The sequence below is a fragment of the Streptomyces sp. NPDC038213 genome (assembly GCF_055600495.1).
In genome coordinates this window covers 1-20,859 of sequence record NZ_JBVJYM010000041.1, presented here as the reverse complement: position 1 = coordinate 20,859, position 20,859 = coordinate 1, and the positions used below count along the sequence as shown (strand labels likewise).

The following is a 20,859-nucleotide window of genomic DNA, read 5'->3' as shown; positions in this document are numbered from 1 at the left end:
GCACGGCGGGGAAGGCCTCACGGACCGGGCCCGGCCGGAGGTGGCCGGCGGCTTCCAGCGCGGCGGCCATCTGCGCCCGCGCGGCCTCCGTTCCCTTGCCGGGGGAGGCTTCGGGCAGGGCGGGCGGTACGGGGGGATCGAGCGCGTACGGACTCCTCGGGCCGGGGTGCGGGGGACGGCGGGCGGGCGGGTGCGGGGCGGTCAGGTCCAGCCGAGTTCCGTGTAGGGGCGGCCGGCACGGATGCCTTCGACCGCCGCACGGGTGTAGGGGACGATCGGCTCGGGGAGGGCGTCGGCGGGCCACCAGCCCCAGGACACGCACCGGTCCGGCTCCAGGACCTCCGGGGTCCCCGTCCACCGCCGGGCCCGGAAGACGAACCCGACGCGGGGCTGTGCGCCGGGCCCGTCCACCATGTGCACCACGTGAGCCAGCTCGACGTCGTGCGGGTCGATGAGCAGGCCTGCCTCCTCCTGTGCCTCCCGCACCAGGCAGGCCACCGCCGACTCCTGCTCGCAGTGGCCGGCGAGGAAGTGGTGGGTGCCGCCGGCGTACGCCGAGTCGGGGTGCCGCAGGCCGAGCAGCACCCGGCCGTCGCGCTCCAGGTAGAGGTGGACGCCGACGATGTGCGGGACGCTGGTGCGGCCCGCCGTGGGCCGGTCCGGCCGGAGGGCCTGCCGCCGGGGCACGGCCGCGTTGCTGCCGGCCGGCTGCTCGGCGTGGCGGCGTACGAGCTCCAGGGTGGAGGGGCTCAGCCGCAGGCGGGCGACGGCGTCGGGGTGGAACCAGGCCAGCATCACGCCCTCGGTGAGAGGCAGGTGGGCGGGGTCGCCGCTCCACCGGGCGGTGAACACCTGCACCGGTACGGTCAGCCCGTCGGTGCCGGTGGCGAGCTCGACGGCGAACGGCTCCACAAGGCCGGGCTCGAGCCCGGCCTCCTCCCGCAGTTCACGGCGGACGGTGTCTTCGAGCGAGGCGTCGCCGGGCTCGCGGCCTCCGCCGAGCAGGGTCCAGGCCCCGGGTTCCCAGATACCCGGCAGGTCGTCGCGCAGGTGCAGCAGGTAGCGGCCGTGGCCGTCGTGGATCAGTGCCGAGGCGTTGACCGGCTCGATGCGGCCGCCGAGCCCGGAGGCGCAGAGCTTCGCCTGCAGCTGCGGGGCCGTGACCCGGTCGAAGGCGACCCACTGCGGGGCGGAGACCTCCTCCGGCTGCACCGTGACCTCGACGTCCTCGTCGACGAGCTGGAAGACGAACCGGAAGTCCCAGTGCTGGTGGGCGCCTTCGCCCTTGGCAGGGTTGGCGTCGATGTCGAAGACGTCGATGTCGATGGGCAGGGAACCGTACGAGGCGGTGGCGCACAGGGCGCCGGGCGGGATGCCGACCTCCTCGTGGACTTCGCGCAGCGCCGTCTCCAGGAGCGAGCGATCCGCGGTCTCGACGTGGCCTCCCGGCGCGAGCATCAGCCGGAAGAGGTTGTGGTGGATGAGCAGGACGCGGCGGTCGCGGTCGACGACGACCGCGCTGCACGTGATGTGCCCCGGTACGGTCGAGCGGTTCGTGGGCTCGGTGGCCTCATCCAGCAACCCCAACAGGGGCGCCAGCAGAGGCGCTTCAGCCGGATGCCGCTCCAGGTAGGCGGTGACGACGGCGCGGATGTGCGGGCGGGCGGGTGGCAAGAGCGGCCTCACAGGTCGGCGGGACGGGGGAGTCGGCGAAGTTCACAGGTGCGGCGCTGGTCCAGTGGCGCCGGCGGGCGGCTGTTCCCGGCCGGTGGGGGCGGTGTCCTCACCGGAGGCACAGGGCATGGGCAGGGGCATGGCGGTCAGGCGGCTGACGGGGGAGCGCCACAGCACCAGCACCGGAAGCACCAGCAGGAGCGTCCCGACGGCCAGCGCCGCCCTGGCCCCGTAGGCGGTGGCGACCGCCCCGGCGGCCAGGGCCGCGAACGGCTTGCTCCCGGAGACCAGCCAGGTGGAGGTCTGCTGCGCCCGCGCCTGCAGCTGCGGCGGGCAGATCTGCTGGCGTACCGACCTCTGCGTGGTCCCCGCCACGGCCGCCGCGGCGAGCTGGACGGCGCCCGCCGTGGCGAGCACGGCCAGCCAGACCGGCCCGGGGGCGGCGAACAGCAGGGGCACACCGGCCGCCGGGCAGGCGGCGAATCCGGCGAGGAGAGTAGGGCCGGGGCCGAAGCGGGCCACGATCCGCGGGGCCGCCAGAGCCCCGGCGAGCGCACCGGTGCCGGAGACGCCCATCACGATGCCCAGCCCGGTCGGACCCGCCTCCAGCACGGTCAGCAGGTAGTACGCGAACAGAGCACCGGTCACGCCGGCGCCGGCACCGGTCAGGGCCAGCGCGAGGACGAGATCCCGTACCAGCGGAGTCCGCGCGGTGTACGCCAGCCCCTCCCAGACCTCCCCGGCCAGCCGCCCCCGGGCCGGGGCCCGCCCTTCGGCCGGTGCCGGCCGGCCGGGCTCCGCAATCCGGGCTGCGCAGTACGCGGACACCAGGTACGACAGGGCTTCCAGCCAGAAGGCCCTGGCCGCGCCCACGACGGCGACGACGGCGGTGCCGAGGGCAGTGCCGGCCGTGTCCGCGGCCCCGAACGCGGCACCCACCCGGGCGTTGGCCCGGTGCAGCAGGGCGGGCTGCACCAGCTGCGGGACGATCGCGATGGCCGCCGCCTGGTGCAGCACGCCCACCGCGCCCAGGACCAGCGCGACCGCGTACAGCACGGGCATCGACAGCACCCCGGCCAGTGCCGCCACGGGAACCACCGCGACGACGACGGCGCCCGCCAGGTCCGTGCCCACCAGCAGGGCCCGCTTGGCGTAACGGTCGACGATGCCGCCGGCAGGGAGGGCCAGCAGGAAGGCGGGCAGGTGGGCCAGGGAGGCGAGGAGAGCGGCCTGCCCGGCCGTCGCGTCCAGTTCGAGTACGGCCAGCGCGGGCAGGGCCACCAGGTGCACCGACGTCCCGACCAGCCCGGCGGACTCCCCTCCCAGATACCACCGGAACCCTGACCCGAGCGGCTGCGCCTTCCCGCCGGCAGCAGGCCGGGGGCGCGGCAGCGTCACCACAGGCCGGCCTCCGTCGGCATCCGGCCTGCCGGCAGCAGCTCGGGCGGGGTCCGGCCGGCGACCAGGTTCTCGGCTGCTCCAGCGGGACCCGGACCGGTTGCGTCGCGTCCCACTGCCATCCGGGCGTTCCCTTCGGCGTCCGGCTTCCGGACAGCTGCAGCGGCGATCATGCAGGATGCACCACCTGCGCGACACCCCGGCCGGCATCGGAGGCCAGGACCACGAGCAGCGACCGTGCGTCGGCGAGGCCACCGCCGGACAGGAGCCGCTGGGGGTCCGACACCCCCGCGTCGCAGGATCCGCCTGCCGAGTCCCTCCTCACGCAGCCTCATCGAATCCGGTCGTGGGTCGAGGCAGCGGGGAGACGGGGCGTCAACACGAACCCCTTCCGCAGGACGCAGGCCGGGGGCGGACTCGCCGTGTTCGATTGCGGGGACGGTGCCGGGCGGTTTCGGCAGCAGATGCACTGGATCCTCCAGATGGGCGCACCACTGGTACTGGTGCTCTAAAGAACGGCTCTGGTCCGGGTGCGTCACGGCCGAATCGGAGGCAAAAGGGGAACGAATGTTCTTGCCTGTTGGTGTGGGCGTGGCGCGCCTGGGTGCGTCGCGTTGAAACCCGCTCGAACAGGGCGGGTCACCCGGGCGGGGGATTGCCGACGGATCGGTGACACCGGCTCGGCGTGCAACCCAGCTCGTCCTGCGCGATCGGGGTCGGGATGGGGCGCTCGGCGTTACGGGGTGCCGCAGACGGCGAGAGTGGCTGCGAAGCGGGCAGCAGCGACCTGCCGCGGTCTCCCGTACCCGATGACGATGGTGCCGGGCCCGTAGAGGGCGCCCCGGCACACCGTGTTGCAGGTGAACGGATCGTCCGGTCCGGCCCGGAGATCCGTCACACCGTCCCCAAGAGGGCGAGCAGCTTCCGGAGTTCGCGGGCGGTGCGGTTGGGGTTGGTGGCGTGGAGGGTCGTCATGCCGAGGTCGTGGGCCGGGGCCAGGCTGGTGGCGTTGTCGTCGACGAAGATGCATTGGGCTGCGGGTAGTCCGAGCTGGTCCAGGGTGATCTGGTAGATCGCAGTTCGCGTGTACGTACACCGTGGTGCTGGGAGAGGACGACGTCGTCGTGGTTGTGCGCGTTGTCCCCACTGGCCGGCTCCAGCCTGGCCACGGCGAAGTCAAAGCGCCCGACTTCCACTCCGCCGCCTATGCGGGCGTCGCCATCAAGGCTCGAACCTAGGGAAGACGACTACCGTGCACGCGATGCAGCAGCTGACCGGTGAGGACTGGGCGCCCGCCGCCCGGTATACCCGCGACCGCCGGAGCACAGCATCAAGGCCGGCCCGTCAAGCCGCTCGTCGGCGACTACGCAGCCCGCCGGGGCCAAGCCGCCCACCCGGACGGATCACGCGCGCTGTCCGCTACGTGAACGCTACGCGGCACCTCGAAAGGACGTACGGGCAGGGCCGTCGTATGTAGACGCCGCGACCCGAGCACCGCCCTCCTCTACCCGTACGCATCAAAGCGCGTCGAGCTCTTCGACCTGATGACGGGCACGGGGACAGAACTCTGGGCTGAAGGCGCTCCGGCAGGTGGCCCTCGCCGTCGCAGAGTGAGTGCCTGGCGGAGCGGGTGGGATTGCAGGTTCTGGTGGCTGCGCACGTGGCGACATCTCTAGGCTCGAACAACCAACACGATGACGGGCTTGGGCCTGTCGCAGGCGAACTGGTGCAGGAGAGAACGTGCTGCTCGAAGGCAAGCTGGTCAGGGACCGAATTCCACAGATCATCCGCGAGAGCGGGAGCGAGCCCGACGTCTACGTGGCGGCTCCGGAGGAATACCGGGCCCGTCTCCACGCGAAGCTGTCCGAAGAGGTCCGCGAGGTCCAGGAGGCGGACGCGACCGCGGCACCCGACGAACTCGCCGACGTGATGGAGGTCGTATACGCCCTGGCCGCGGACTACGGCATCGACCACCAGCAACTGGAGAAGATCCGCAAGGACAAGGCGGCCGAGCGCGGAGGCTTCGCCGACCGCATCGTGTGGACCGGCAACCGCTGACCACGCGGCCGCCGGCCCCGCACGAAACCTAGCCTGGCACCCTCCTGAGCAGTACATGGCTCACCCCGGACAACGAGAGCGCCGGTGCCGAGCCGACGGACGGTGAGAGCCCTGCGTGCCGGGCGAGCAGCACGGTCTCCTCCGCGCTGATGCCGCGCTGGAAGGTTCCCCTGGCCTCGCTGGACCAGAAGCCGTCGTGATGCCGGGCCCAGCCCCCGGCGGCCGCCGCTTTCGTGATCTCCCCGGGCGAGCGAGTCACCACGAGCACGTGCCCTCCAGGCCGTACGAACGACGCGGCGTCCTGGAGGGCACGGAGGCGCTCCAGGGGGTTGGGCAGCACGTTGAGGACGAATGCCTGGGTCACCAGGTCGTACCCGTTGCGCTCGGGCCGCGGCCATCCGAAGTCCTCGTGGGGGTCGTAGCCGTCCGCGTCCAGGCCGGCGGACCGGTAGTGCGGCACGTCCCCTCCTCGTCCGCAGCCGTGGTCCAGCAGCCTCGCCACTTTGAGCGGGCCTGTCAGGGTGGCCGTGACGGCCCGCGCGGTGGGGGAAGGGCCCGGTCGGCTCATACCGTCTTGTGCGGCTGGTACACCCGCTGTGCGGTGGGCGCTGGCCCGGTACCACCGCCCGGGCCAGTGAACTACGCGACCGAATCCAGGACTTGACCGTCGCCCTGGCCGAGACCGAAGCGCGACTCGCGGACCTTGCCACCACCGCCAAGGTCATCGCCGAACTCGTACCGGCTGGAGGTGAAGACCTCGATCCACCCGAGACGAACACCGTCTGCCAGGCGATCGTGAACGCCTTCAACCAGCACCCCGACCAGGTCTTCCGAGCCCGTGAGCTGCACGAACTCCTCGGCATGCCCACCGACGAGGCATCCGTCAACATCACCCGAAGCCGCCTCGGACGCCTCACCCGCCAAGGCTTCCTCAACCAACCCGGACGAGGCCGCTACCAGAAACGGACTTAACGTCCTCTGAGAGACATACGGCGTTCCCTCAGCGGCCATTCATGATCCCTACGCTCACGCCTCGTGAAGAACGTGATGAAGACGATCGTGTTGCTCGCCTTGATAGTGAGCTACTTCCCGCTGACCCCGACGGCGTTCGCGGCGGCCAAGTCGCCCGCGCAGGTAGCCGAGGACTGCGCCGACCCGAGGCCCACGCAGGCCGGGGACATCATCTACTGGGACCCCGAGTGCTACCTCACCTTCAAAGGCAGCAAGCAAGTATGGGGCGAGGCCACCATGCCCGACAAGCTCGGCAGTGGGAAGAGCCCCATCGCCTACGGCTGCACCAGTAGCGGCAGCGTGAGCGTCGCCGGAACGAAGAGCTCCTCCACCAGCTTCTCCTTCGGCCTCGACATCGGCGGGAAGAAGAAGTTCGGTGACTGGGAGGCCTCCGTCGGGCCCAAGCTCGGTTGGAGCTGGACCTGGAGCACCAGCGACACCCACACGCACACCGCCGCGGTCCCCCTGGGCAGTGTCGGCTGGATCGAGGTCAAGGAGCCGCTGATCGAGGCGGTCGTCGACATCGATGCCCGCTACGACGGCAACAAGAACGAGCTCGTCAAGAACGCGGTCGTCCGGGTGCCGGACACCAGCCGGTCCTTCGCCTGGTTGTATCAGAGCCGCAAGATGACCGACACGGAGCTGAGGGACATCTGCGGGCAGGACCCGCCGACCACCAAGACCTACGACATGTGGTCGGCCGGCGGCAAGGCTCCTTATAAGAACCTGCTGAGCGGCAAGTGCCTGGCCATCGGCCCCACCGTCCCCAACGGCGGGCTCGTGGTGCAGCGTACCTGCGACGGCGGGGCTGCGCAGAAATGGAACGCCGTCAAGGCGAGCAACGGCTATTTCACCATCCGCAACAACAACGGCTACTGCCTCACAGTCCCCTACAACAACGGCACCCCGCCCGGCCAGAACACCCAGCTCATGTGGTGGGGCTGCGAGACCCGCTGGGACTCGGGCAACCAGCTCTGGTCGGTCAACCCGACCAAGATCAGCGGTACCTACACCTTCGCCAACCAGTGGACGGGGCTCTGTCTCGCGCCGCACTCCAGTGAGATGACCAAGAACGGCGGCCGGGTGACCATCCGCAAGTGCGTGTAGCGGGATCGGTTGACCCCTCCTATGGAGTCCTCTGCGGAGTGGAGAAGACTCCGTAGGAGGGGCCCTATGGACTCTTCTGCAGGAGCGAACCGGACTCCACTGGAGTGGAGTGCGTACGGGACGGACGGCACCGTCCTGGTCCTCAGCGCGCTGCACGGCCGCTGATTCGCGCGTTACGGGACGGACCCAGCACCCGCGAGTTGCTGCCCGAGATGGTCCGTTGATTCCCGCGCGTACGGGATGGACGGGCCCAAGCCGCTCCAGAACCTGATCGACGGCCGTTGATTCCCGCGCGTACGGGATGAACCACCGGTTCAGCAGCACCCAGGTCTCCGGCGCCCGTTGACTGCAGCGCGGCCACCCAGGTAGCCCAATACGCGCACCGGCTCCGTCGGGGTGACGGCACAGTCCGGCCGCCCCGCCGCCGGGCGGCAGGTTCAGGATGTGGCGTGCCCCGCCTGCGGTGCCGGACCGGGGGTACGGTGCGACACGCCCCGCGGCAATCACCCGTCGCGGGCCGCCCGGCTGCAACGCTCACGCTGATCCGCCCTGCGGCCGCCCTATGCAGCGGCTGGCGAGGTGGGGAGCTGGAGGCAGCACCTGGATGTCGGTGCCGCACCGTAGCGTGCGCCCATGACGCCTCCGCTCCAAGCGGCCAGGCGGGGTACTCCGGCAGGGAGCCGTGACGGGGAGTAGGGCGAGGGGGAGACGTGGGGTTGGTGGCGAGGCCTGTCAGCGGCGAGGTGCACGTACACTACGGGCAGCTCTACGTGGAGAGCGAGTTCGGGTTCGGGGCCGATCTCACGGAGTCGTTCGCCGGGCAGCGCACGGGCCTGTGTGGTGCGGCCGTGCCCGGCTCCCTGTTTCTGATCACCGGACTGCACACCGGGAGTGTCGGCTTCACCGTCGAGATCCACGACCAGGCCCCGCCGCTGGCAGACGAGTGGGAGGAGGCCGTCGAGCTCTCCTTCCGCCCCCTGACGGGGCGCAGCACGCTCCTGCAGTGGGGCGGCGAGGCCCACTGGGACCTGGGCCTCAAGGAGCAGGACTACCGGGTGCGGTACTGCGCGAAGGGCATGGACGCATCCGAGGGAACCGATCCGTTCCGGGACGACTGGCCGAGCCGGGAGTACTACCTCCTGCAGTTCTGGCCAGCCCCGCCCGCCCCCGAGGCACTCCTGCGGCATACGACGGGCACCGCAACCTACTGGCACCAGCACGCTGCCCAACTACCGCCGCCACCCACCCCCGCCGAGCGGGCCGAAACAGAACGCCTCGCCCGAGAAACCCAGGAGAAGGCCGAGCTGGAGCGGACGCTCGCGCGGGAGCGCAGGGAGTGGGGTGGCCGGCTACCGAGCCCGGCCCTGCGGGCCCTCGGCTCAACGCCCAGGCTGCTGGCATTCGATCCAGGCCTCGTCCACGCCCTGGACGAGGCCGGACCGGCGATCCAGCGCGCGGTCGCCGTGCAGGCGGCACACTACGCGTGCGAGACAGCCGGGCTCGCCGAACTGGACTGGATCGCCCCCGGCCTCGCCGCCCTGCGCGCCGGCCAGCCCCTGCCGCCACCCCTGCACGACCCGGAACAGGCCTGGCAGCGACTCGAATCCGACCCGCGCACCCCCCAGGGCACGGTCGCAGAGGCCGTCCCCCCGGGCCGACCCGCACGCGGCCTGCTCCCTAGGCCCTCGCCGTTTCCGATTTCCCAGCCGCACATGGCCCTGCCCACCCTGTTCGCCGCGGCCGGCCCTGATCCGCTCCCCGCCGTTCTGGACGCGGTGAGCGCAGCCGTACATGTGTACGGGGAGAACTACCCGGAGCTGCTCCAGAAGGTGTGGGCCCACTGCCGCAGACGAGGATGAAGTGCTGCGTACGGTTTTCACGAGGAGCGACAGCACCCGAGCTCGGCGATGAGGTTGTTGCCGCACCGGGCAGATCCTGCGAGCTACTGGACGCTCCAGCGGTGTGGATGGTCGGGGTCGGTGGGGCAGGCGAAGACGTTGAGCTCGCCGGAGCGGCCCACAGTGACCTCGGTGGGTGTGGCGTGCTGATGGGCGGGAAGGTATCGGTCCTCCGTCGCCTTCCAGCTGCCGCTGCCGCCGTCCCACTCCGAGCTGTCGATGGTCAGCAGCAGGTGCATCGGCATCCTGCACGTCTGGCAGTCCATGGGGTAGGGGTCGGTGGTGTGCCAGGAGGCGAAGCCGCCGACGCGCCAGCCGGGCGGGATGGACAGGTCGTACTGGTAGCCGATCGGCTCGGGCGTGTTCTCGTCGGGCGACTGCTCGGCCTCTTCCTCAAGGGCTGCTTCCCAGGCATCGATCCGGGTGCAGAGGTCCTCGGGCAGGAGGCCGGCGAACGGGTACGTGGTCACCTGCTCCGGGTGCAGAACGCAGGGCTCGGGTACGAACCCGTCGTCCCCAACGACCAGCGGTTGCGGGGGCACGGCCAACACCTCACCGACTTCCCAGGACCGTCGCCAGCGCAGATGCAGTTCCAGGTCGTACCGGCCTGGGCCGTGTACGTCGAACGGGCACCAGAACACCTGGAGCAGGTCGCAGTCGCCCGGACCCGCCGGCAGGTCCGGAACATCCCGCCGGTACAGCTGGGCGAGGCCGATCATCGGCAGCGGGTCCGTCTCCGACACCCCGGGAAACCGGCGCTCCAGGCGGAGCTCGCCGAGCAGCTCGCGCTCCTCGTCCGTGGGGCCCGGGTTCTCCTCCCGGGCCCATGCCGTAGACAGGACCCGCCGGTAGCGGTGGATGTCGGCCGGGCGGCGCCCTCTCCCGCGGCCGTGGGCCTCACCGCACACCGGCCACGGTTCGTCTGCCGGCCACAACATCGGACCGCCCCCCGAGCTGCCCGACACCGTCGGGCTGCCCGGACGCGGGTGCAGGCGCGTCGTCGTACCGCGGTAGGCGGCCAGTTCCGGGAAGAGCCCCTCGACCTCGAGCGGGCGCGGGGCGTGGTCCTCGTCATGGAACGCGACCCTAGACACCCGACAGCCTCGGCCAGCGCCCACCCCCGGCAGCAAACTCTCCATGGCGGTGCCCCTGTCGAAACCCGTGAACACTCGTGGACGTCGGCTGCGCCGGTCGCGGTGCCCGCGCCGCCCCTGGCTGCCGCCATCGCCCGCGCTGCGGAGCCGGAGTGCACCAACATCGGCGACGGCCAGGAGCTCGTTCTCGAGGAGCTCACCCGCGAGAAGGTCCTGGACTGGCGCAACCGCGCCGCCGCCGACCACCAGCTCGTCTTCGACCACATCGACCGGTACGGCGAGCTGTCGGCGCCACGGAGGAAGTGGCCGCTTCCGGGGGAGTGCCTCACCGGTGTTCGACCGGGCCGGATATGTTCGGGCCCGGCATGTCGAGCGTCTGCTCCGTGCCTGACCAGGGAGGAAATCCATGCGCAACACCCTGCGCCGGCGCGCGGCCGCGTCGGCCGCTGCACTGGGCCTCGCGTCTTTGGGGCTGCTCGGTTTCGGTGCGGTGCCCGCGCAGGTGGCGATCAGCGACTGCCCCAAGGGCTACTTCTGCGCTTGGCAGAACGACGGCACCTTTTTGCCGACCGTGATGGTCCCCGCCAGCCGTACGTAGTCCCCGGGCAGCGTCCAGCCCGGATAGTGCCCTGCCAGCGTCCGCAGTCTGGGCAGTAGGTCCTGGGACGCGCTGGTCGCCGGGAAGGCCGCGATGGCCGCCAGGGCCATGCGGACGGTGACGCATTCGGTCTCCCACCGCGCCAGGAGCTGCGGAAGGGCAACTTCGACGGATGCCCGAGATCGTGCCTCACCAGGAGGATTCGCATGGGGAGGTGTCTGGGGCCAGCATTCGGCCTCGTGCCGGTCGGTTACGGTCGCGATGGAGAACAGCAAGGACACCAGCGACATCCGCTCGTGCGGAGGAACGCGGTCGTCGGCCGCGAGCACCAGGAGAAGCGGCACACCTTCATGCGTGTGCTCGTTGCAGGTGTCCTGGTGCAGGATCTCGTTGTAGAAGTCGCCCAGGAACTCGCGGTCGGAGTCGAAGGCGGTGTCGGCGAGCAGGAGCTCCGCCTGCGCGGGCGCTGGCCTGTCGGCGAAGCGGTCGGTCACCACGGTGCGGAAGATCTCACGGATTCGTGGTCCGGTGCCGGGTTCGGTGTTCGCGGTCGACGGGGCGGACATGATCGAGACCCTAGTGCCAGGGCTCGGGGCCCTGGCGGGTGGGATCAGCAGGTCAGACCGCTTCGGCCCGGTCCGCCTGGGCCGTGGTGTGGGCGAGGCTGTAGGACTCGGTTCCGGTCTGGGCGGCCGAGAGCGGCAACGACCAGTGGTCAGACGACGGCATCGCCGGGGTCCAGATCATGCGCAACACTCCGGCCGGCACCGCGCTGCTCGCGCTAAGCCGGTCCATGACAGCGCCTCCCTCGTCGAGTAGGTCCGGGAGGGGATCCAGGCCGCGGTGCAGAAGAAGATCACCAAGCAGCTCGCCAACGCGAAGCAGGCAGGCCGGATACCCGGTGGTGCTCCTGATCGACCAGCACCCCGTCCTGACAGCAGGAGCACCACCTTGTGGCAGGTGCAGCACCCGGCCACCGTCCTCGAAGCCGTACGGCCGTACCTGACAGCCCACCCGGGCATCGTGGACCTGCTCTGGTACCGGCCCATCGGAACTGAGGAAGTCCAGCTGCTCCTGGGCACACTGCCCAGCAGCTACTGAACTTGATCGAGTGATGTCCGGGCGGTTCGACTGACAGCAGCCTGCTCGCTCCGGTAGCTCCTGGGGAGTGAGATACGCGCAGGGCGGTGGGCTGACCGACACCCAGAGAGCCGCGCGGGAACGAATCCGGTTGCAGGCTGTCGTCCGCTTCGAGGACGGGGAGACGAACCGGGAGGTCGCTGCCGCTCTGCGGGTGAGCGAGCGGGCCTGGCCGGCCTGGTGCAGCCGCTGGACCATGCGGAGCAGGATCACGTACTTGTGTGCCCTGGCCAACCGTATCGCTGCGACGAGCGAGTCGAGGGGGCCGAGGGCAAGTTGGAGTGCGTAGCCGGACGGCAGGGCGATGGGGTCCAGGGTTCCGAGTCCGGCAGAGGTGAGGCGGCTGTTCGCAGCGATGCGGTCGAGGACGTGGTCCACTGGGGATCGAAGCTCCACGCGACGGTGGTGCGACTCCTGCGGGAGGCCAACCGGAAACTGGACGAGGAGAACGAGCGGCTCCGCAACGAACTCGCCGTGGCCCTCGGACAGCTCCGCGACCTTCGCCGAGGCACCCCCGCTCCACGTGGTCAATGACCGGTCTCGGGGTACGGCCCGACATCGGCGAGTCGGCGGATCCGGTCCTGTTCGGCGGTCTCGTCGGAGGCGTCGAAGTGCCGCACCTGGTTCCACCAGCGGTCATGGTCGTAGCCCTCGCAGTGGTTGAACTCATGGGCCGTACTGCGTAGCCGCTGCCACTCCCGCACGATCGCGGCCCGCTGCCACGTCTGTGGGCGCTTTACCGTGAGCAATGTGTACAGGAGCCCGGCGGAGTCGCAGACCAGGATCAGCAGAGACCGCATCGCGAAGGACGTCTCACCGGTCTCCCCGACCTCCTCGTAGACCCGCCCCAACTGCACGCTCAGGAACGTCTCCAAGGCGCGGACGTCCTCGGGCCTGAGGTCTTCAGCGTAGGTCAGGGCGCGCTCGGAGGGCGGGGTGGTCATGTAGGTGGGTCCTTTCTGTCCTGCGGTGCCAGCTGGATCAGCTCCTGCGGCGCTGAGCGACTCTAGGGAGAGGTGACTGACACTGTCAGCCGTATAAAGGTCCAGCTCATCCTGCCTACCGCGCGCAGGAAGTCCAGATAGCGGCCTGCTCATCAGTTAGGAACTCAACCGGTGCGGGCGGGAGGGTAGCCGGGCTGGCGACGTATCAGTTAGCCGTCACCCGAGCCCCTGCGAGGAAGATCCCTTCCGTGGTGTTGCCCCGGGGACCATGATCGTTCTCACCGATGACCGAGGTTCCATTGATCCCCGAGGCCGGATCGGCGCGGCGGTCGCCGCCGCCCGGTCACGCACCCACGTCACCGCATCGGGTCGGCACAGGTACTCCAGCAAGTACCTGGGGTCCACTGGTGCTCCCGGGCGCAGCCGCAGCCGCAGCAGGTTGGTACTCATCACCCAGCCGGCCTGCCACTCCCGTACCAGCGCGGGCGGCCCCATCGCCCCTGACCTGATGCAGGCGATGTCGCCCGGAGCCAACCGGAAGTCCCGCAGCCGCTCGGCGAGCCGCGCCGGGATGCGCTCGGCGCCCGTGTCCTCGATGTGCCCCTGTCGCAGGTGCCTCGGGAACACCACGGGCACGTCTCCGTACGGCGTACGCTGCTGCGTGCCCAGCAGTGAGTACGACGGGCCCGCCTTGATCTCGCAAACGTCGGCCAGCACGGGGTCGGCCCATCCGGTCGGCAGGCGACCGGACGCTCCTCGCGGCGGCCGCTGCGGTGACCGGGGCCCCAGCCCGGCATCGGCGACGGCGGCGTCCGCCTCCCGCAGCGCCGAACCGCGGGCTTCGATGTCGTGCCAGGCCTCGATGGCGGCCGCCTCAGCCGCAGCCGCGTGCGACTGATCGGCGAGGACGTGGTCGGTGGGGCTGAGCGAATAGCCCCGGCCACGAAGGGCCTCCCGAGAAACGAGCGCGGACCGCACCCCCCGTTCCTGTCGCGCCGCCCCGGCGTTCGCGGCAGCGCCGCCGTGTCCGTCGTGACCACCCGGCGGCGTAGCGCCGCCACCACAGGCCTCCAGAACGGCTTGGACGTCCGCGTTGTCAAGGACCCGTTTGCCCTTATGCAGCGTGCCCAGGCTGCGGGCGTCGACGAACAGCACCTCGTCGCTGGGGCGCGCAGGATGCCCGAGGAACCACAACGACACAGGTACCGGTGTGCTGGAGAACAGCCGGTCCGGCAGCGCGACGGCGCACCTCACCACACCGCGTTCCACCATGTTCCGGCGGATCTCCGCTTCCGCCGCGTTCGTCGAGTTCCCTGCCTTGTTGGGCATCACGACGCAGGCGGATCCGCTGTCCGCGAGGGAGGTGAGCACGTGCTGCACGTATGCGAAGTTGTCGTTGCCGACCGGCGGGGCGCCGTACGGCCAGTCCCCGTCGCCCCGGGCCTCGCCCGCGGAATCGTTCATATTGAACGGGGGGTTGGTGAGGATCAAGTCGAAGCCGGTCACGCGACGACCTTCCGCAGAGCCCCACGGTGCGCCGCGTGTCAGCCGCAGGTTGGGACGGACGCCCTGGAGGGCCAGGTTCATGCTCGCAAGCCGCCAGGTGTCGCGCCCGGGGCTGGATCCGCGAACGTCGAGGGCGCCCGGCCCCCTGCCCTGCAGGGCGCAGCGGGTGGCAGCCTCGGCGAGGAGCTCGCCGCCACGGACAAAGGGGTCGTAGATGCTGCTCGGCGGCCCCTCTGCACAGCCGCTGTGGGCGACCCCGGTCATGATGGTCGCCACCGCACGTGGAGTGAAGAACTCGCCGCTTCGTAGTCCGGCGCGTGTCTCGTACTCGCCGAGGATGAGGCGGAACGCGCCCCGTCCCAGCAGGCCGACCGTTTTGACGACGCGCTTGAGGTCGTCGTACGTACGGGGCTCCAGCCGCAGGAGCGCCTCGCGCATTCCGGGCAGCACGGCGAGCCCCTTGAGCTGTTCGTCAACCGCCGAGCCGATGTGGTGCAGCAAGGCGTTGGCACCGTCCGAACCGGTTCCGATGGAAGCCCGCCGTCCGACGCCCTCCCATCGCGCGCCGCCCTTCACCCTGAGGAAGTGGAGGCAGAGCAGGAGGTTCATGTAGTCGACGATCGAGCCGGCACCGCTGACGCGGTCGGCAAGATCTCCCATGAGCTCCCGTACGCGTTCCTGATGGAGGGGATCCGCCTCCGCCCGCTCCGGCTCGGAGGAGGCTGTCCCAGCGGCGGGGACGGCCGACGACTCACCCTGGTTCGGGGCACGTCGGCGGGCCCGGTCTCCGTACGTGCTTCCTTCGGCCTCTGCCGCGTCGCGGAACCTCCGGGGAATGGGGCGTGCGTCGAGCCAGGCGAGGACGGCCTCCTGATGGAAGAACTCGGCTTCGCCAGCCCTCACCGGGGCGGGAAAGCCGGAGTCGCGGCCCCAGGAGGTGACAGTCGGTCTTGCGACGCCGGCCCACGTTCCGATCTGCGACCGCGTGATCAGCCGGTCGTCTTGTGGTGCTGGGCTACTGGCCATGGCTGGCTCCCCCTGAACTGTCCGTGTACGGCGCTTCGTTGAGACCGAGGCTAGAGGGGCGGAGCCAGCACGATCATGTGCGCACTGGGAATGCGCAGACAGTGCACGTAAGCCTTCGCCCCCAGAAGCAAGAAGAGGCATCGGGCATTTCCTGCACTTTTGCTGCTTCGAGTCGGCTGATTGGCCGGTGACCATCCAGAGACAGTCAGAAGCGGGTTAGCAACACATGCAGTGGCATGTGCCGACTGCTGGCGCGCATCGCCGCAGATGCGTGGAGCGGCAGTCGGCCCTTCAGCTGGAGGTTCATAGGATGCGCGTGTGACTCGGTTCGATGAGGTCAAGGCGGTGTTCTGGGGCGAGGGCTCGTACGGGCTTCAGGCGCCGTTGCGCGACGTGGACGTCCGGGATGCCGAGCGTTCGCTCCGGGTGCGTCTGCCGTCCTCGTTGCTGGAGGTCTTGCGGCTGCAGAACGGCGGCCTCGTGGCGTCCGACTGCGACGCCTTCCCGACAGCGGTGCCGACGTCGTGGAGCGAGAGCCACGTGCCGTTGGACAGCCTGATGGGCATCGGCCGCCGCGAGGGCCAGCCGTCGTTGCTGGACACCCCCTATCTGACAGAGGAGTGGGGCCTGCCGTCCCCGCTCGTCCTGCTCTCCGGCGACGGGCACTGCTGGATTGCCCTCGACTTTCGGCTCTGCGGCCGGCAGGGCGAGCCTTCGGTCACATGGTTCGACACGGACTGGAACACCGAGCTCACTCTGGCCTCGGACTTCAGGAGGTTCGTCGAGGGCCTCACCCCGGCCTCGGCCTTCGACGCCGAGTGACAGGAAACGCCTGAACCGGGCTTCCTCCCGTACAGACCGGCACAGCCGTCCCACGGCCGGTACGCCCACCGGCTCGACCAGATCGGCCCGCAGAAGGCAGACTCGGTAGAGCAGTCGACCCAGGGAGTCAGGTACGGTGCCACCAGCCCGGGCCCCCGCTTCGGCCCGCGGCGGAAGGGATGCCGAGCATGGCGCTCACGGTCAGGATGAGCCCAGAGGTCGAGCAGGCCCTGGGCCCGCAGATGGCCCTCCCCGCCCGCCAGATCTCCGAAGGCACATGCATCGAATGCCGCCGGCCCCTCGACGACGGGCCGGTCAACACCGTGCTGGGCCTCGGCCCCGACGGGGCCGGCGGCCTCTGGTTCGCGCACGGCCGCTGCGCACCGTCCCGGGTGGTCGAGCTGGACGCTCAGGCCGCGCAGGCTCTGGTGCAGCCCGAAGGCGGGCACACCATGACCATGGCCGCGGCCCTCGTCGACGGTCGTCCCGTCCTCGTCGCCCGCCTCCCCATGACCCCGATCACCGACTCCGGCACCCGCGGCGCCGAGCCGCGCGCTTCTTCATACAGGCCCTGCTGGCAAGCGGCCTGCACCTGGTCACGGGCGGGAGCGTGGTCAACGCCCCGCCGGCGGCGCAGTGGGCCGCGGTGTTCCGGCCGTACGGCCGCGACCTGGAGCTCATCGTGCTGACTCCCAGCGCGGAGACCTTCTTTCACGGCACCCTGGCCCGGCCGCCCGCCGGCTGGGTCCAGGCCGTGCTCACCGAGCGGCAGGTGCTCCTTCTCGGCGGAAACGTCTCCGGCGGCCACGACGACGCTCCCGAGCTACTGCCCGCGGCCCTTGCTGACGCATCGCGCAAAGGCGGACTGGCGGGAGGCCGGATCAACTGCAGTCGGCCCAGCGACTTCGGCGTGGACTAGACGGCGTAGCACCCCTGCTTGAGGGTGCTACAAGACCTTGCGCGGCGGCGGTGGACGGCCTGCCTGACTTCACGGTCCGGGCGTCAAATCCGCCTTTCCGGCTTCGCAGTTGCTCAGGGTTTGCGTAACGTATGCACTGCTCAGGCCGCAGGAACCACAACTGGCGTCCCGCTGACGATTTCCAGTCAGCAAACGATTGGATCCAGTCAGGGCGGCTCTTGTCCACGGGAGGCAGCACGTGACACTACTTGCTCCACAACTCGCCCGCGTCGCGGGATCCGGGCGCTCTCTGTATGCCTCGCCGTATGCGCAGTGCTCACCTCGGCCTGCACCGCGTCGAACGACTCAGAGAATAAGAAGGTCCCGCCGACCTCTCCTACGCCCTCGGCCGCACCGAGCGGGCCGGCCACCCTCGACCCGGCCGAGGTTGCGAAGGCCGAGGCCCTGAAGGCGTATGAGGGGTACTGGACGGAGCTGCCGAAGGCCTTCGCGGTGCCGGCGATTGAGGGCACGGACCTGAGGCGCTACGCCGCTGCCGAAGCTCTGAACAAGGCCATGGAAACGGTCGCCAACTTGAAGACCAACGGACGGGTCATGACCGGCAAGCCGGCCGTCTCCAGGTCCACCGTTACCGCGGCGGAGCTGGGGAAAAAGACGCCCAACGCCTCCATCTCGGCCTGCCTGGACATCTCCAACTGGAAGATCACAGACAAGAAGTCAGGGCGGCCCGCACCCGTCGCAACCAGCCCCGTCAGCAGGTACGTCGTCACGAGCCGCATGGAGCGCTGGAAGGGCTCCTGGCTGGTCCTCGGGTACGAGCTCCACGCGGACCAGCCGTGCTAGTCCGCAGGCACCTCGCACTCGCTATCCCGGTCGCCGTGTCCCTGGCTCTCCCCGCCCCAGCCCAGGCGGACGGGAAGAAGAAGTGCGATGCCGACTACGTCTGTCCGATCGTGGTCGTCCCCGGAGGCCCCGGAGGAGGCCCCGGCGGAGGAACCGGAGGCGGCGGGTGAGGCGGCGGGGGAGACACAGGCGGCGGAACCAGCCGCTACACCTGCACCTACACCCTGGTTGCCCCCCCAGCCCGAGGACGACAGTAAGGTGTGGGGGCCCGGCGGCCGAAAGCCCGGCGTCTCCATGTACATCGAGGACTGCCTCGACAACGAGACCGGCATTCACAACATAGGAACATCTTCACCGACGCCCCACCCGGCGACGGAGGTTCGATGATCGACCCCGCGGACGTGGCCAGGCAGGCGGTGGACAAGATGCTGCTACGCGGGCCGGCGATCGGCATCACTCCGAAGCCCGGCGGGAAGGGCGTCCTCGGCATGCCGGTCTACATGTGGACCACAACCGGGGCCGAAACCTACGGCCCCAACACCGCGTCAGCCTCCGTGGGACCCGTGTCGGTCACCGCAACCGCCCGGGTCACACGGATCGTGTGGTCGACGGGCGACGGCAAGACCGTCACGTGCACCACACCCGGCACCCCGTACAAACCCGCGTACGGCACAGAGCCATCCCCCGACTGCGGACACCGCTACGAGGTTCCGTCGTCCACCACGCCCACCGGAAAATTCCACGTCACCGCCACGTCGACGTGGTCGATCGACTGGCAGGTCACCGGAGGAGCCCAAGCCGGGCAGCTGACAGAGGTACGCACCAGCACCGTCGACGTCACCGTCGCCGCAGTCCAGGTCGTCATCGACTAGCGCAGAAGCAGGGTCCGACAGGAGTTGACGGCCCGTCCACTGGTACGGCCAGGGACCGCCCGCGCGTGCGGGGGCCGACCCACTACGTCGGAGGGAACCCCGCCATGTCCGGGACCGCCCGTGCACGCGCGGGGGCCGAGGGTCGTGAGCTGCGGCTTCAGTGGACGGATGCTCGGTTTGTGTCCACTATTGCTGATTCGGGCTTTTCGGTCTTCCCTGCGTGTTGTGGACGTGGGGCGGCTGAGGCGCTGGGCCTCAGTTTGCTCCCGCGAGGGGTGCCTTCCCGCTTCTTCCTGCTCCGTCCGGGCGTGGTGCCGGGATGGTGTTGCGTGCAGTCCGCGGGCGTTTGTGCCCCCTTCCAGGGTCACGTTGTCCACAGCATTGAGTTGTTGTACGGGTACGGCGTGGTTCTTGATGTTGCGGGCCGCGTTGATGTCGCGGTCGAGGATCAGTGTGCATTGTCGGCAGTGGAAGACGCGGGTGCTGAGGGTGAGTGTCGCGTTGTACCACCACCCGCATGCCGAGCAGGTTCTGGACGAGGGGTGGGAGCAGGTGACGCGGGCGATGGTGACGCCGTGCCAGGCGGCCTTGTACTCGATCTGCCGGTTCAGCTCGGTGAAGGCGGCGTCGAGGATGGAGCGGTTGAGTCCGGCTTTCTGTCGCACGTTCCTGCCGGGCTGCTCGGTGGTGCCTTTCGCGGAGCGGGTCATGTTCTTCACTCGCAGGGTCTCCAGGGCGATCTCGGCGTACTGCTGCACGGGACGTTTGCTGATGCTGGGTGGAGGCGCGGCGTTCGGCGAGCTGGGCGTGGAGCTTGGCGACGCGTGCTGCGGCCTCCTGGTAGCCCTTGGACTGCTCGCGGGCGCCCTTTTGGTGGCGGCGGGCCATCTGGCGTTGGGCGCGGGCCAGTTTGCGGGCGGTGTTGGCGAGGTGGCGGGGGTTGGCGATGAGGGTCTGGGGGCCGGTGTCGGGGTGGAGGGTGAGGGGGTCGGTGAGGGTGAGGAGCTTGCTGACGCCGAGGTCGATTCCGAGGCTGCGGCGGTCTGCTGGGCGGGGGTGGGCCGGTCGGGGATGACGCGCTGGTCGCGGCAGAGCACGGATGCGTACCAGCGGTGCCCGCCCTGCGAACAGAACACCGCCCGCCACAACGGCGTATTGCCATGGCCGTCCACGGCATCGACCGACGCACCTGCGGCCAAGAGAACCCCGATGACCGATGGCGCTTGGGCCTGAGCCGCTAAATGCAGCGGCGTCCAGCCGGCGGCATCGGCTGCCTCATGGCCGGCGCCCTCAGCCAACAGCCACCCTCAGGCCTTCAACGTCCCCGTCGACAGCCGCATAGTGCACTGCCGTCCGCCCCAACCGATCCCGATCCGTCATGCCGCCATCCCGATCCACGACCTTGACCAAGGAGTTAGGGGCACCCACTCGCCGATCACCGCCGTCCTGTAGGGCTGGGCCCGTGTCCTCAGCGACAAGCAGCGCCTGTCCCCGCCAGCCACCGTCCGGGACCGAGCTCGCCGCGTGGCTGCTCTGAGGTGACCCCTGGGATGTGGACACTCTGACAATGGATCTTGGTGGTCCGAGGGAGGGTGTCCTGGTGGGACGTAGGTCTCCGTATCCGGAGGAGTTCAGGAATGACGCGGTCGCGCTGTTTCGCGCGGCCGCTGGTCGGCGCACGTATGCGGCTGTTGCGTCGGACGTTGGGGTGACCGGCGAAACGTTGCGGTCCTGGGTGCGTCAGGCCGATGAACAGGCCGGCCGTGTTGGTGGCCGCGGCCGTGACAGCGAGGCGGCCGAGAGTCGGGACGAGGAGCTCGTGCGGCTGCGTGCCGAGCTCGGCCGGCTACGGAAGGGACTGCTGCGTGATCGGGTGACAGTTGGGGTTTACGCAGCGAGTGCTGTGTGAGGGGCCATGATGGTTTCGTACTCGACGGGCGTCAATCGGC

23 protein-coding genes and 4 pseudogenes are annotated in these 20,859 nt (G+C 70.0%); 14 read left to right on the top strand and 13 right to left on the bottom strand.

All coding sequences use genetic code 11. The features are described from left to right. Window positions 1-201 precede the first annotated feature (201 nt). From ACZ7JZ_RS33330 to ACZ7JZ_RS33315, 4 genes are all read right to left on the bottom strand, one after another. On the bottom strand, window positions 202-1,587 hold the full coding sequence (locus ACZ7JZ_RS33330) for an NUDIX domain-containing protein (RefSeq protein WP_470946165.1): 1,386 nt from the start codon (window positions 1,585-1,587) through the stop codon (window positions 202-204). Between the two features lie 129 nt (window positions 1,588-1,716). After that, window positions 1,717-3,072: an MFS transporter gene (locus ACZ7JZ_RS33325; protein ID WP_470946223.1), complete on the bottom strand. Its 1,356-nt coding sequence runs from the start codon at window positions 3,070-3,072 to the stop codon at window positions 1,717-1,719. After that, window positions 3,069-3,194, bottom strand: coding sequence for a hypothetical protein (locus tag ACZ7JZ_RS33320; RefSeq protein WP_470946162.1), 126 nt, complete (start codon window positions 3,192-3,194; stop codon window positions 3,069-3,071). The genes ACZ7JZ_RS33325 and ACZ7JZ_RS33320 overlap by 4 nt, the downstream gene beginning before the upstream one ends. Window positions 3,195-3,966: 772 nt before the next feature. Further along, window positions 3,967-4,137 carry a hypothetical protein gene (locus tag ACZ7JZ_RS33315; RefSeq protein WP_470946221.1) on the bottom strand — a complete coding sequence of 57 codons (171 nt, stop codon included), beginning with the start codon at window positions 4,135-4,137 and terminating at the stop codon, window positions 3,967-3,969. Window positions 4,138-4,812: 675 nt separating this feature from the next. Between ACZ7JZ_RS33315 and ACZ7JZ_RS33310 the strand changes: the two genes are divergently transcribed. Then, complete coding sequence (locus ACZ7JZ_RS33310; protein ID WP_470946160.1) at window positions 4,813-5,130, top strand: nucleoside triphosphate pyrophosphohydrolase; 318 nt, start codon at window positions 4,813-4,815, stop codon at window positions 5,128-5,130. A 28-nt stretch (window positions 5,131-5,158) separates the two neighbouring features. Here ACZ7JZ_RS33310 and ACZ7JZ_RS33305 read toward each other — a convergent pair whose 3' ends face one another. Then, on the bottom strand, window positions 5,159-5,698 hold the full coding sequence (locus ACZ7JZ_RS33305; RefSeq protein WP_470946157.1) for a methyltransferase domain-containing protein: 540 nt from the start codon (window positions 5,696-5,698) through the stop codon (window positions 5,159-5,161). 92 nt (window positions 5,699-5,790) lie between these two features. On the opposite strand from ACZ7JZ_RS33305, the gene ACZ7JZ_RS33300 reads away from it, so the two are divergent. The 4 genes from ACZ7JZ_RS33300 (at window position 5,791) to ACZ7JZ_RS33285 (ending at window position 9,107) form a co-directional block, all read left to right on the top strand. Then, window positions 5,791-6,102 carry a hypothetical protein gene (locus tag ACZ7JZ_RS33300; RefSeq protein WP_470946154.1) on the top strand — a complete coding sequence of 104 codons (312 nt, stop codon included), beginning with the start codon at window positions 5,791-5,793 and terminating at the stop codon, window positions 6,100-6,102. 63 nt (window positions 6,103-6,165) lie between these two features. Further along, a complete protein-coding gene (locus tag ACZ7JZ_RS33295; RefSeq protein WP_470946152.1) occupies window positions 6,166-7,248 on the top strand; it encodes an RICIN domain-containing protein in 1,083 nt (360 codons plus the stop codon). A 396-nt stretch (window positions 7,249-7,644) separates the two neighbouring features. After that, complete coding sequence (locus ACZ7JZ_RS33290) at window positions 7,645-7,791, top strand: zinc finger domain-containing protein (protein WP_470946150.1); 147 nt, start codon at window positions 7,645-7,647, stop codon at window positions 7,789-7,791. A gap of 176 nt (window positions 7,792-7,967) precedes the next feature. Beyond that, window positions 7,968-9,107 (top strand): hypothetical protein, encoded by a 1,140-nt coding sequence (locus ACZ7JZ_RS33285; RefSeq protein WP_470946147.1) that lies wholly within the window; start codon window positions 7,968-7,970, stop codon window positions 9,105-9,107. Between the two features lie 83 nt (window positions 9,108-9,190). Here the strand turns inward: ACZ7JZ_RS33285 and ACZ7JZ_RS33280 are convergent, their stop codons facing one another. The 3 genes from ACZ7JZ_RS33280 to ACZ7JZ_RS33270 form a co-directional block, all read right to left on the bottom strand. Further along, a complete protein-coding gene (locus ACZ7JZ_RS33280; protein ID WP_470946146.1) occupies window positions 9,191-10,240 on the bottom strand; it encodes a hypothetical protein in 1,050 nt (349 codons plus the stop codon). 528 nt (window positions 10,241-10,768) lie between these two features. Next, a complete protein-coding gene (locus ACZ7JZ_RS33275) occupies window positions 10,769-11,404 on the bottom strand; it encodes a hypothetical protein (RefSeq protein ID WP_470946144.1) in 636 nt (211 codons plus the stop codon). Window positions 11,405-11,456: 52 nt separating this feature from the next. Beyond that, window positions 11,457-11,633, bottom strand: a complete 177-nt coding sequence (locus ACZ7JZ_RS33270) for a hypothetical protein (protein ID WP_470946143.1) — start codon at window positions 11,631-11,633, stop codon at window positions 11,457-11,459. A gap of 48 nt (window positions 11,634-11,681) precedes the next feature. Between ACZ7JZ_RS33270 and ACZ7JZ_RS33265 the strand changes: the two genes are divergently transcribed. The 3 genes and pseudogenes from ACZ7JZ_RS33265 to ACZ7JZ_RS33255 all read left to right on the top strand — a co-directional run bounded on the left by ACZ7JZ_RS33265 (window position 11,682) and on the right by ACZ7JZ_RS33255 (window position 12,512). Next, entirely contained in the window at window positions 11,682-11,939 is a 258-nt protein-coding gene (locus tag ACZ7JZ_RS33265; protein ID WP_470946140.1) for a hypothetical protein, read from the top strand. A gap of 67 nt (window positions 11,940-12,006) precedes the next feature. Beyond that, window positions 12,007-12,180: pseudogene (locus ACZ7JZ_RS33260) on the top strand (helix-turn-helix domain-containing protein); the annotation flags it as partial. A gap of 167 nt (window positions 12,181-12,347) precedes the next feature. Beyond that, window positions 12,348-12,512: a hypothetical protein gene (locus tag ACZ7JZ_RS33255; protein ID WP_470946138.1), complete on the top strand. Its 165-nt coding sequence runs from the start codon at window positions 12,348-12,350 to the stop codon at window positions 12,510-12,512. Here the strand turns inward: ACZ7JZ_RS33255 and ACZ7JZ_RS33250 are convergent. Both ACZ7JZ_RS33250 and ACZ7JZ_RS33245 read right to left on the bottom strand, forming a co-directional pair. Continuing rightward, window positions 12,506-12,922: a hypothetical protein gene (locus tag ACZ7JZ_RS33250; RefSeq protein WP_470946136.1), complete on the bottom strand. Its 417-nt coding sequence runs from the start codon at window positions 12,920-12,922 to the stop codon at window positions 12,506-12,508. The two genes, ACZ7JZ_RS33255 and ACZ7JZ_RS33250, sit on opposite strands and share 7 nt — an antisense overlap. Before the next feature lie 216 nt (window positions 12,923-13,138). Beyond that, window positions 13,139-15,088, bottom strand: a complete 1,950-nt coding sequence (locus ACZ7JZ_RS33245; protein ID WP_470946134.1) for an N-6 DNA methylase — start codon at window positions 15,086-15,088, stop codon at window positions 13,139-13,141. A 684-nt stretch (window positions 15,089-15,772) separates the two neighbouring features. On the opposite strand from ACZ7JZ_RS33245, the gene ACZ7JZ_RS33240 reads away from it, so the two are divergent. The 5 genes from ACZ7JZ_RS33240 to ACZ7JZ_RS33220 all read left to right on the top strand — a co-directional run bounded on the left by ACZ7JZ_RS33240 (window position 15,773) and on the right by ACZ7JZ_RS33220 (window position 18,910). Further along, complete coding sequence (locus ACZ7JZ_RS33240; protein ID WP_470946133.1) at window positions 15,773-16,276, top strand: SMI1/KNR4 family protein; 504 nt, start codon at window positions 15,773-15,775, stop codon at window positions 16,274-16,276. A gap of 188 nt (window positions 16,277-16,464) precedes the next feature. Beyond that, window positions 16,465-16,965 carry a hypothetical protein gene (locus ACZ7JZ_RS33235; protein ID WP_470946131.1) on the top strand — a complete coding sequence of 167 codons (501 nt, stop codon included), beginning with the start codon at window positions 16,465-16,467 and terminating at the stop codon, window positions 16,963-16,965. Then, complete coding sequence (locus ACZ7JZ_RS33230) at window positions 16,959-17,195, top strand: hypothetical protein (RefSeq protein WP_470946129.1); 237 nt, start codon at window positions 16,959-16,961, stop codon at window positions 17,193-17,195. Before ACZ7JZ_RS33235 ends, ACZ7JZ_RS33230 begins: the two co-directional genes overlap by 7 nt. 312 nt (window positions 17,196-17,507) lie before the next feature. Next, window positions 17,508-18,038, top strand: a complete 531-nt coding sequence (locus ACZ7JZ_RS33225) for a hypothetical protein (protein ID WP_470946127.1) — start codon at window positions 17,508-17,510, stop codon at window positions 18,036-18,038. A 383-nt stretch (window positions 18,039-18,421) separates the two neighbouring features. Further along, complete coding sequence (locus ACZ7JZ_RS33220) at window positions 18,422-18,910, top strand: ATP/GTP-binding protein (protein WP_470946125.1); 489 nt, start codon at window positions 18,422-18,424, stop codon at window positions 18,908-18,910. Here ACZ7JZ_RS33220 and ACZ7JZ_RS33215 read toward each other — a convergent pair. From ACZ7JZ_RS33215 to ACZ7JZ_RS33205, 3 genes and pseudogenes are all read right to left on the bottom strand, one after another. Continuing rightward, window positions 18,907-19,620, bottom strand: a complete 714-nt coding sequence (locus ACZ7JZ_RS33215) for a zinc ribbon domain-containing protein (RefSeq protein WP_470946219.1) — start codon at window positions 19,618-19,620, stop codon at window positions 18,907-18,909. The two genes, ACZ7JZ_RS33220 and ACZ7JZ_RS33215, sit on opposite strands and share 4 nt — an antisense overlap. Window positions 19,621-19,726: 106 nt before the next feature. Beyond that, window positions 19,727-20,056 (bottom strand): annotated as a pseudogene (locus ACZ7JZ_RS33210) (transposase); the annotation flags it as partial. A 2-nt stretch (window positions 20,057-20,058) separates the two neighbouring features. Beyond that, window positions 20,059-20,208, bottom strand: a pseudogene (locus tag ACZ7JZ_RS33205) (ankyrin repeat domain-containing protein); the annotation flags it as partial. A 302-nt stretch (window positions 20,209-20,510) separates the two neighbouring features. On the opposite strand from ACZ7JZ_RS33205, the pseudogene ACZ7JZ_RS33200 reads away from it, so the two are divergent. After that, window positions 20,511-20,762: pseudogene (locus ACZ7JZ_RS33200) on the top strand (transposase); the annotation flags it as partial. Between the last annotated feature and the right edge of the window lie 97 nt (window positions 20,763-20,859).

Coding starts and splice junctions, on each gene's coding strand:
- ACZ7JZ_RS33320 (WP_470946162.1), bottom strand. CDS start 3,194: ATGGCAGTGGGACGCGACGCAACCGGTCCGGGTCCCGCTGGAGCAGCC.
- ACZ7JZ_RS33305 (WP_470946157.1), bottom strand. CDS start 5,698: ATGAGCCGACCGGGCCCTTCCCCCACCGCGCGGGCCGTCACGGCCACC.
- ACZ7JZ_RS33275 (WP_470946144.1), bottom strand. CDS start 11,404: ATGTCCGCCCCGTCGACCGCGAACACCGAACCCGGCACCGGACCACGA.
- ACZ7JZ_RS33270 (WP_470946143.1), bottom strand. CDS start 11,633: ATGGACCGGCTTAGCGCGAGCAGCGCGGTGCCGGCCGGAGTGTTGCGC.
- ACZ7JZ_RS33250 (WP_470946136.1), bottom strand. CDS start 12,922: ATGACCACCCCGCCCTCCGAGCGCGCCCTGACCTACGCTGAAGACCTC.
- ACZ7JZ_RS33245 (WP_470946134.1), bottom strand. CDS start 15,088: ATGGGAGATCTTGCCGACCGCGTCAGCGGTGCCGGCTCGATCGTCGAC.
- ACZ7JZ_RS33235 (WP_470946131.1), top strand. CDS start 16,465: ATGGCGCTCACGGTCAGGATGAGCCCAGAGGTCGAGCAGGCCCTGGGC.
- ACZ7JZ_RS33220 (WP_470946125.1), top strand. CDS start 18,422: ATGATCGACCCCGCGGACGTGGCCAGGCAGGCGGTGGACAAGATGCTG.
- ACZ7JZ_RS33215 (WP_470946219.1), bottom strand. CDS start 19,620: ATGACCCGCTCCGCGAAAGGCACCACCGAGCAGCCCGGCAGGAACGTG.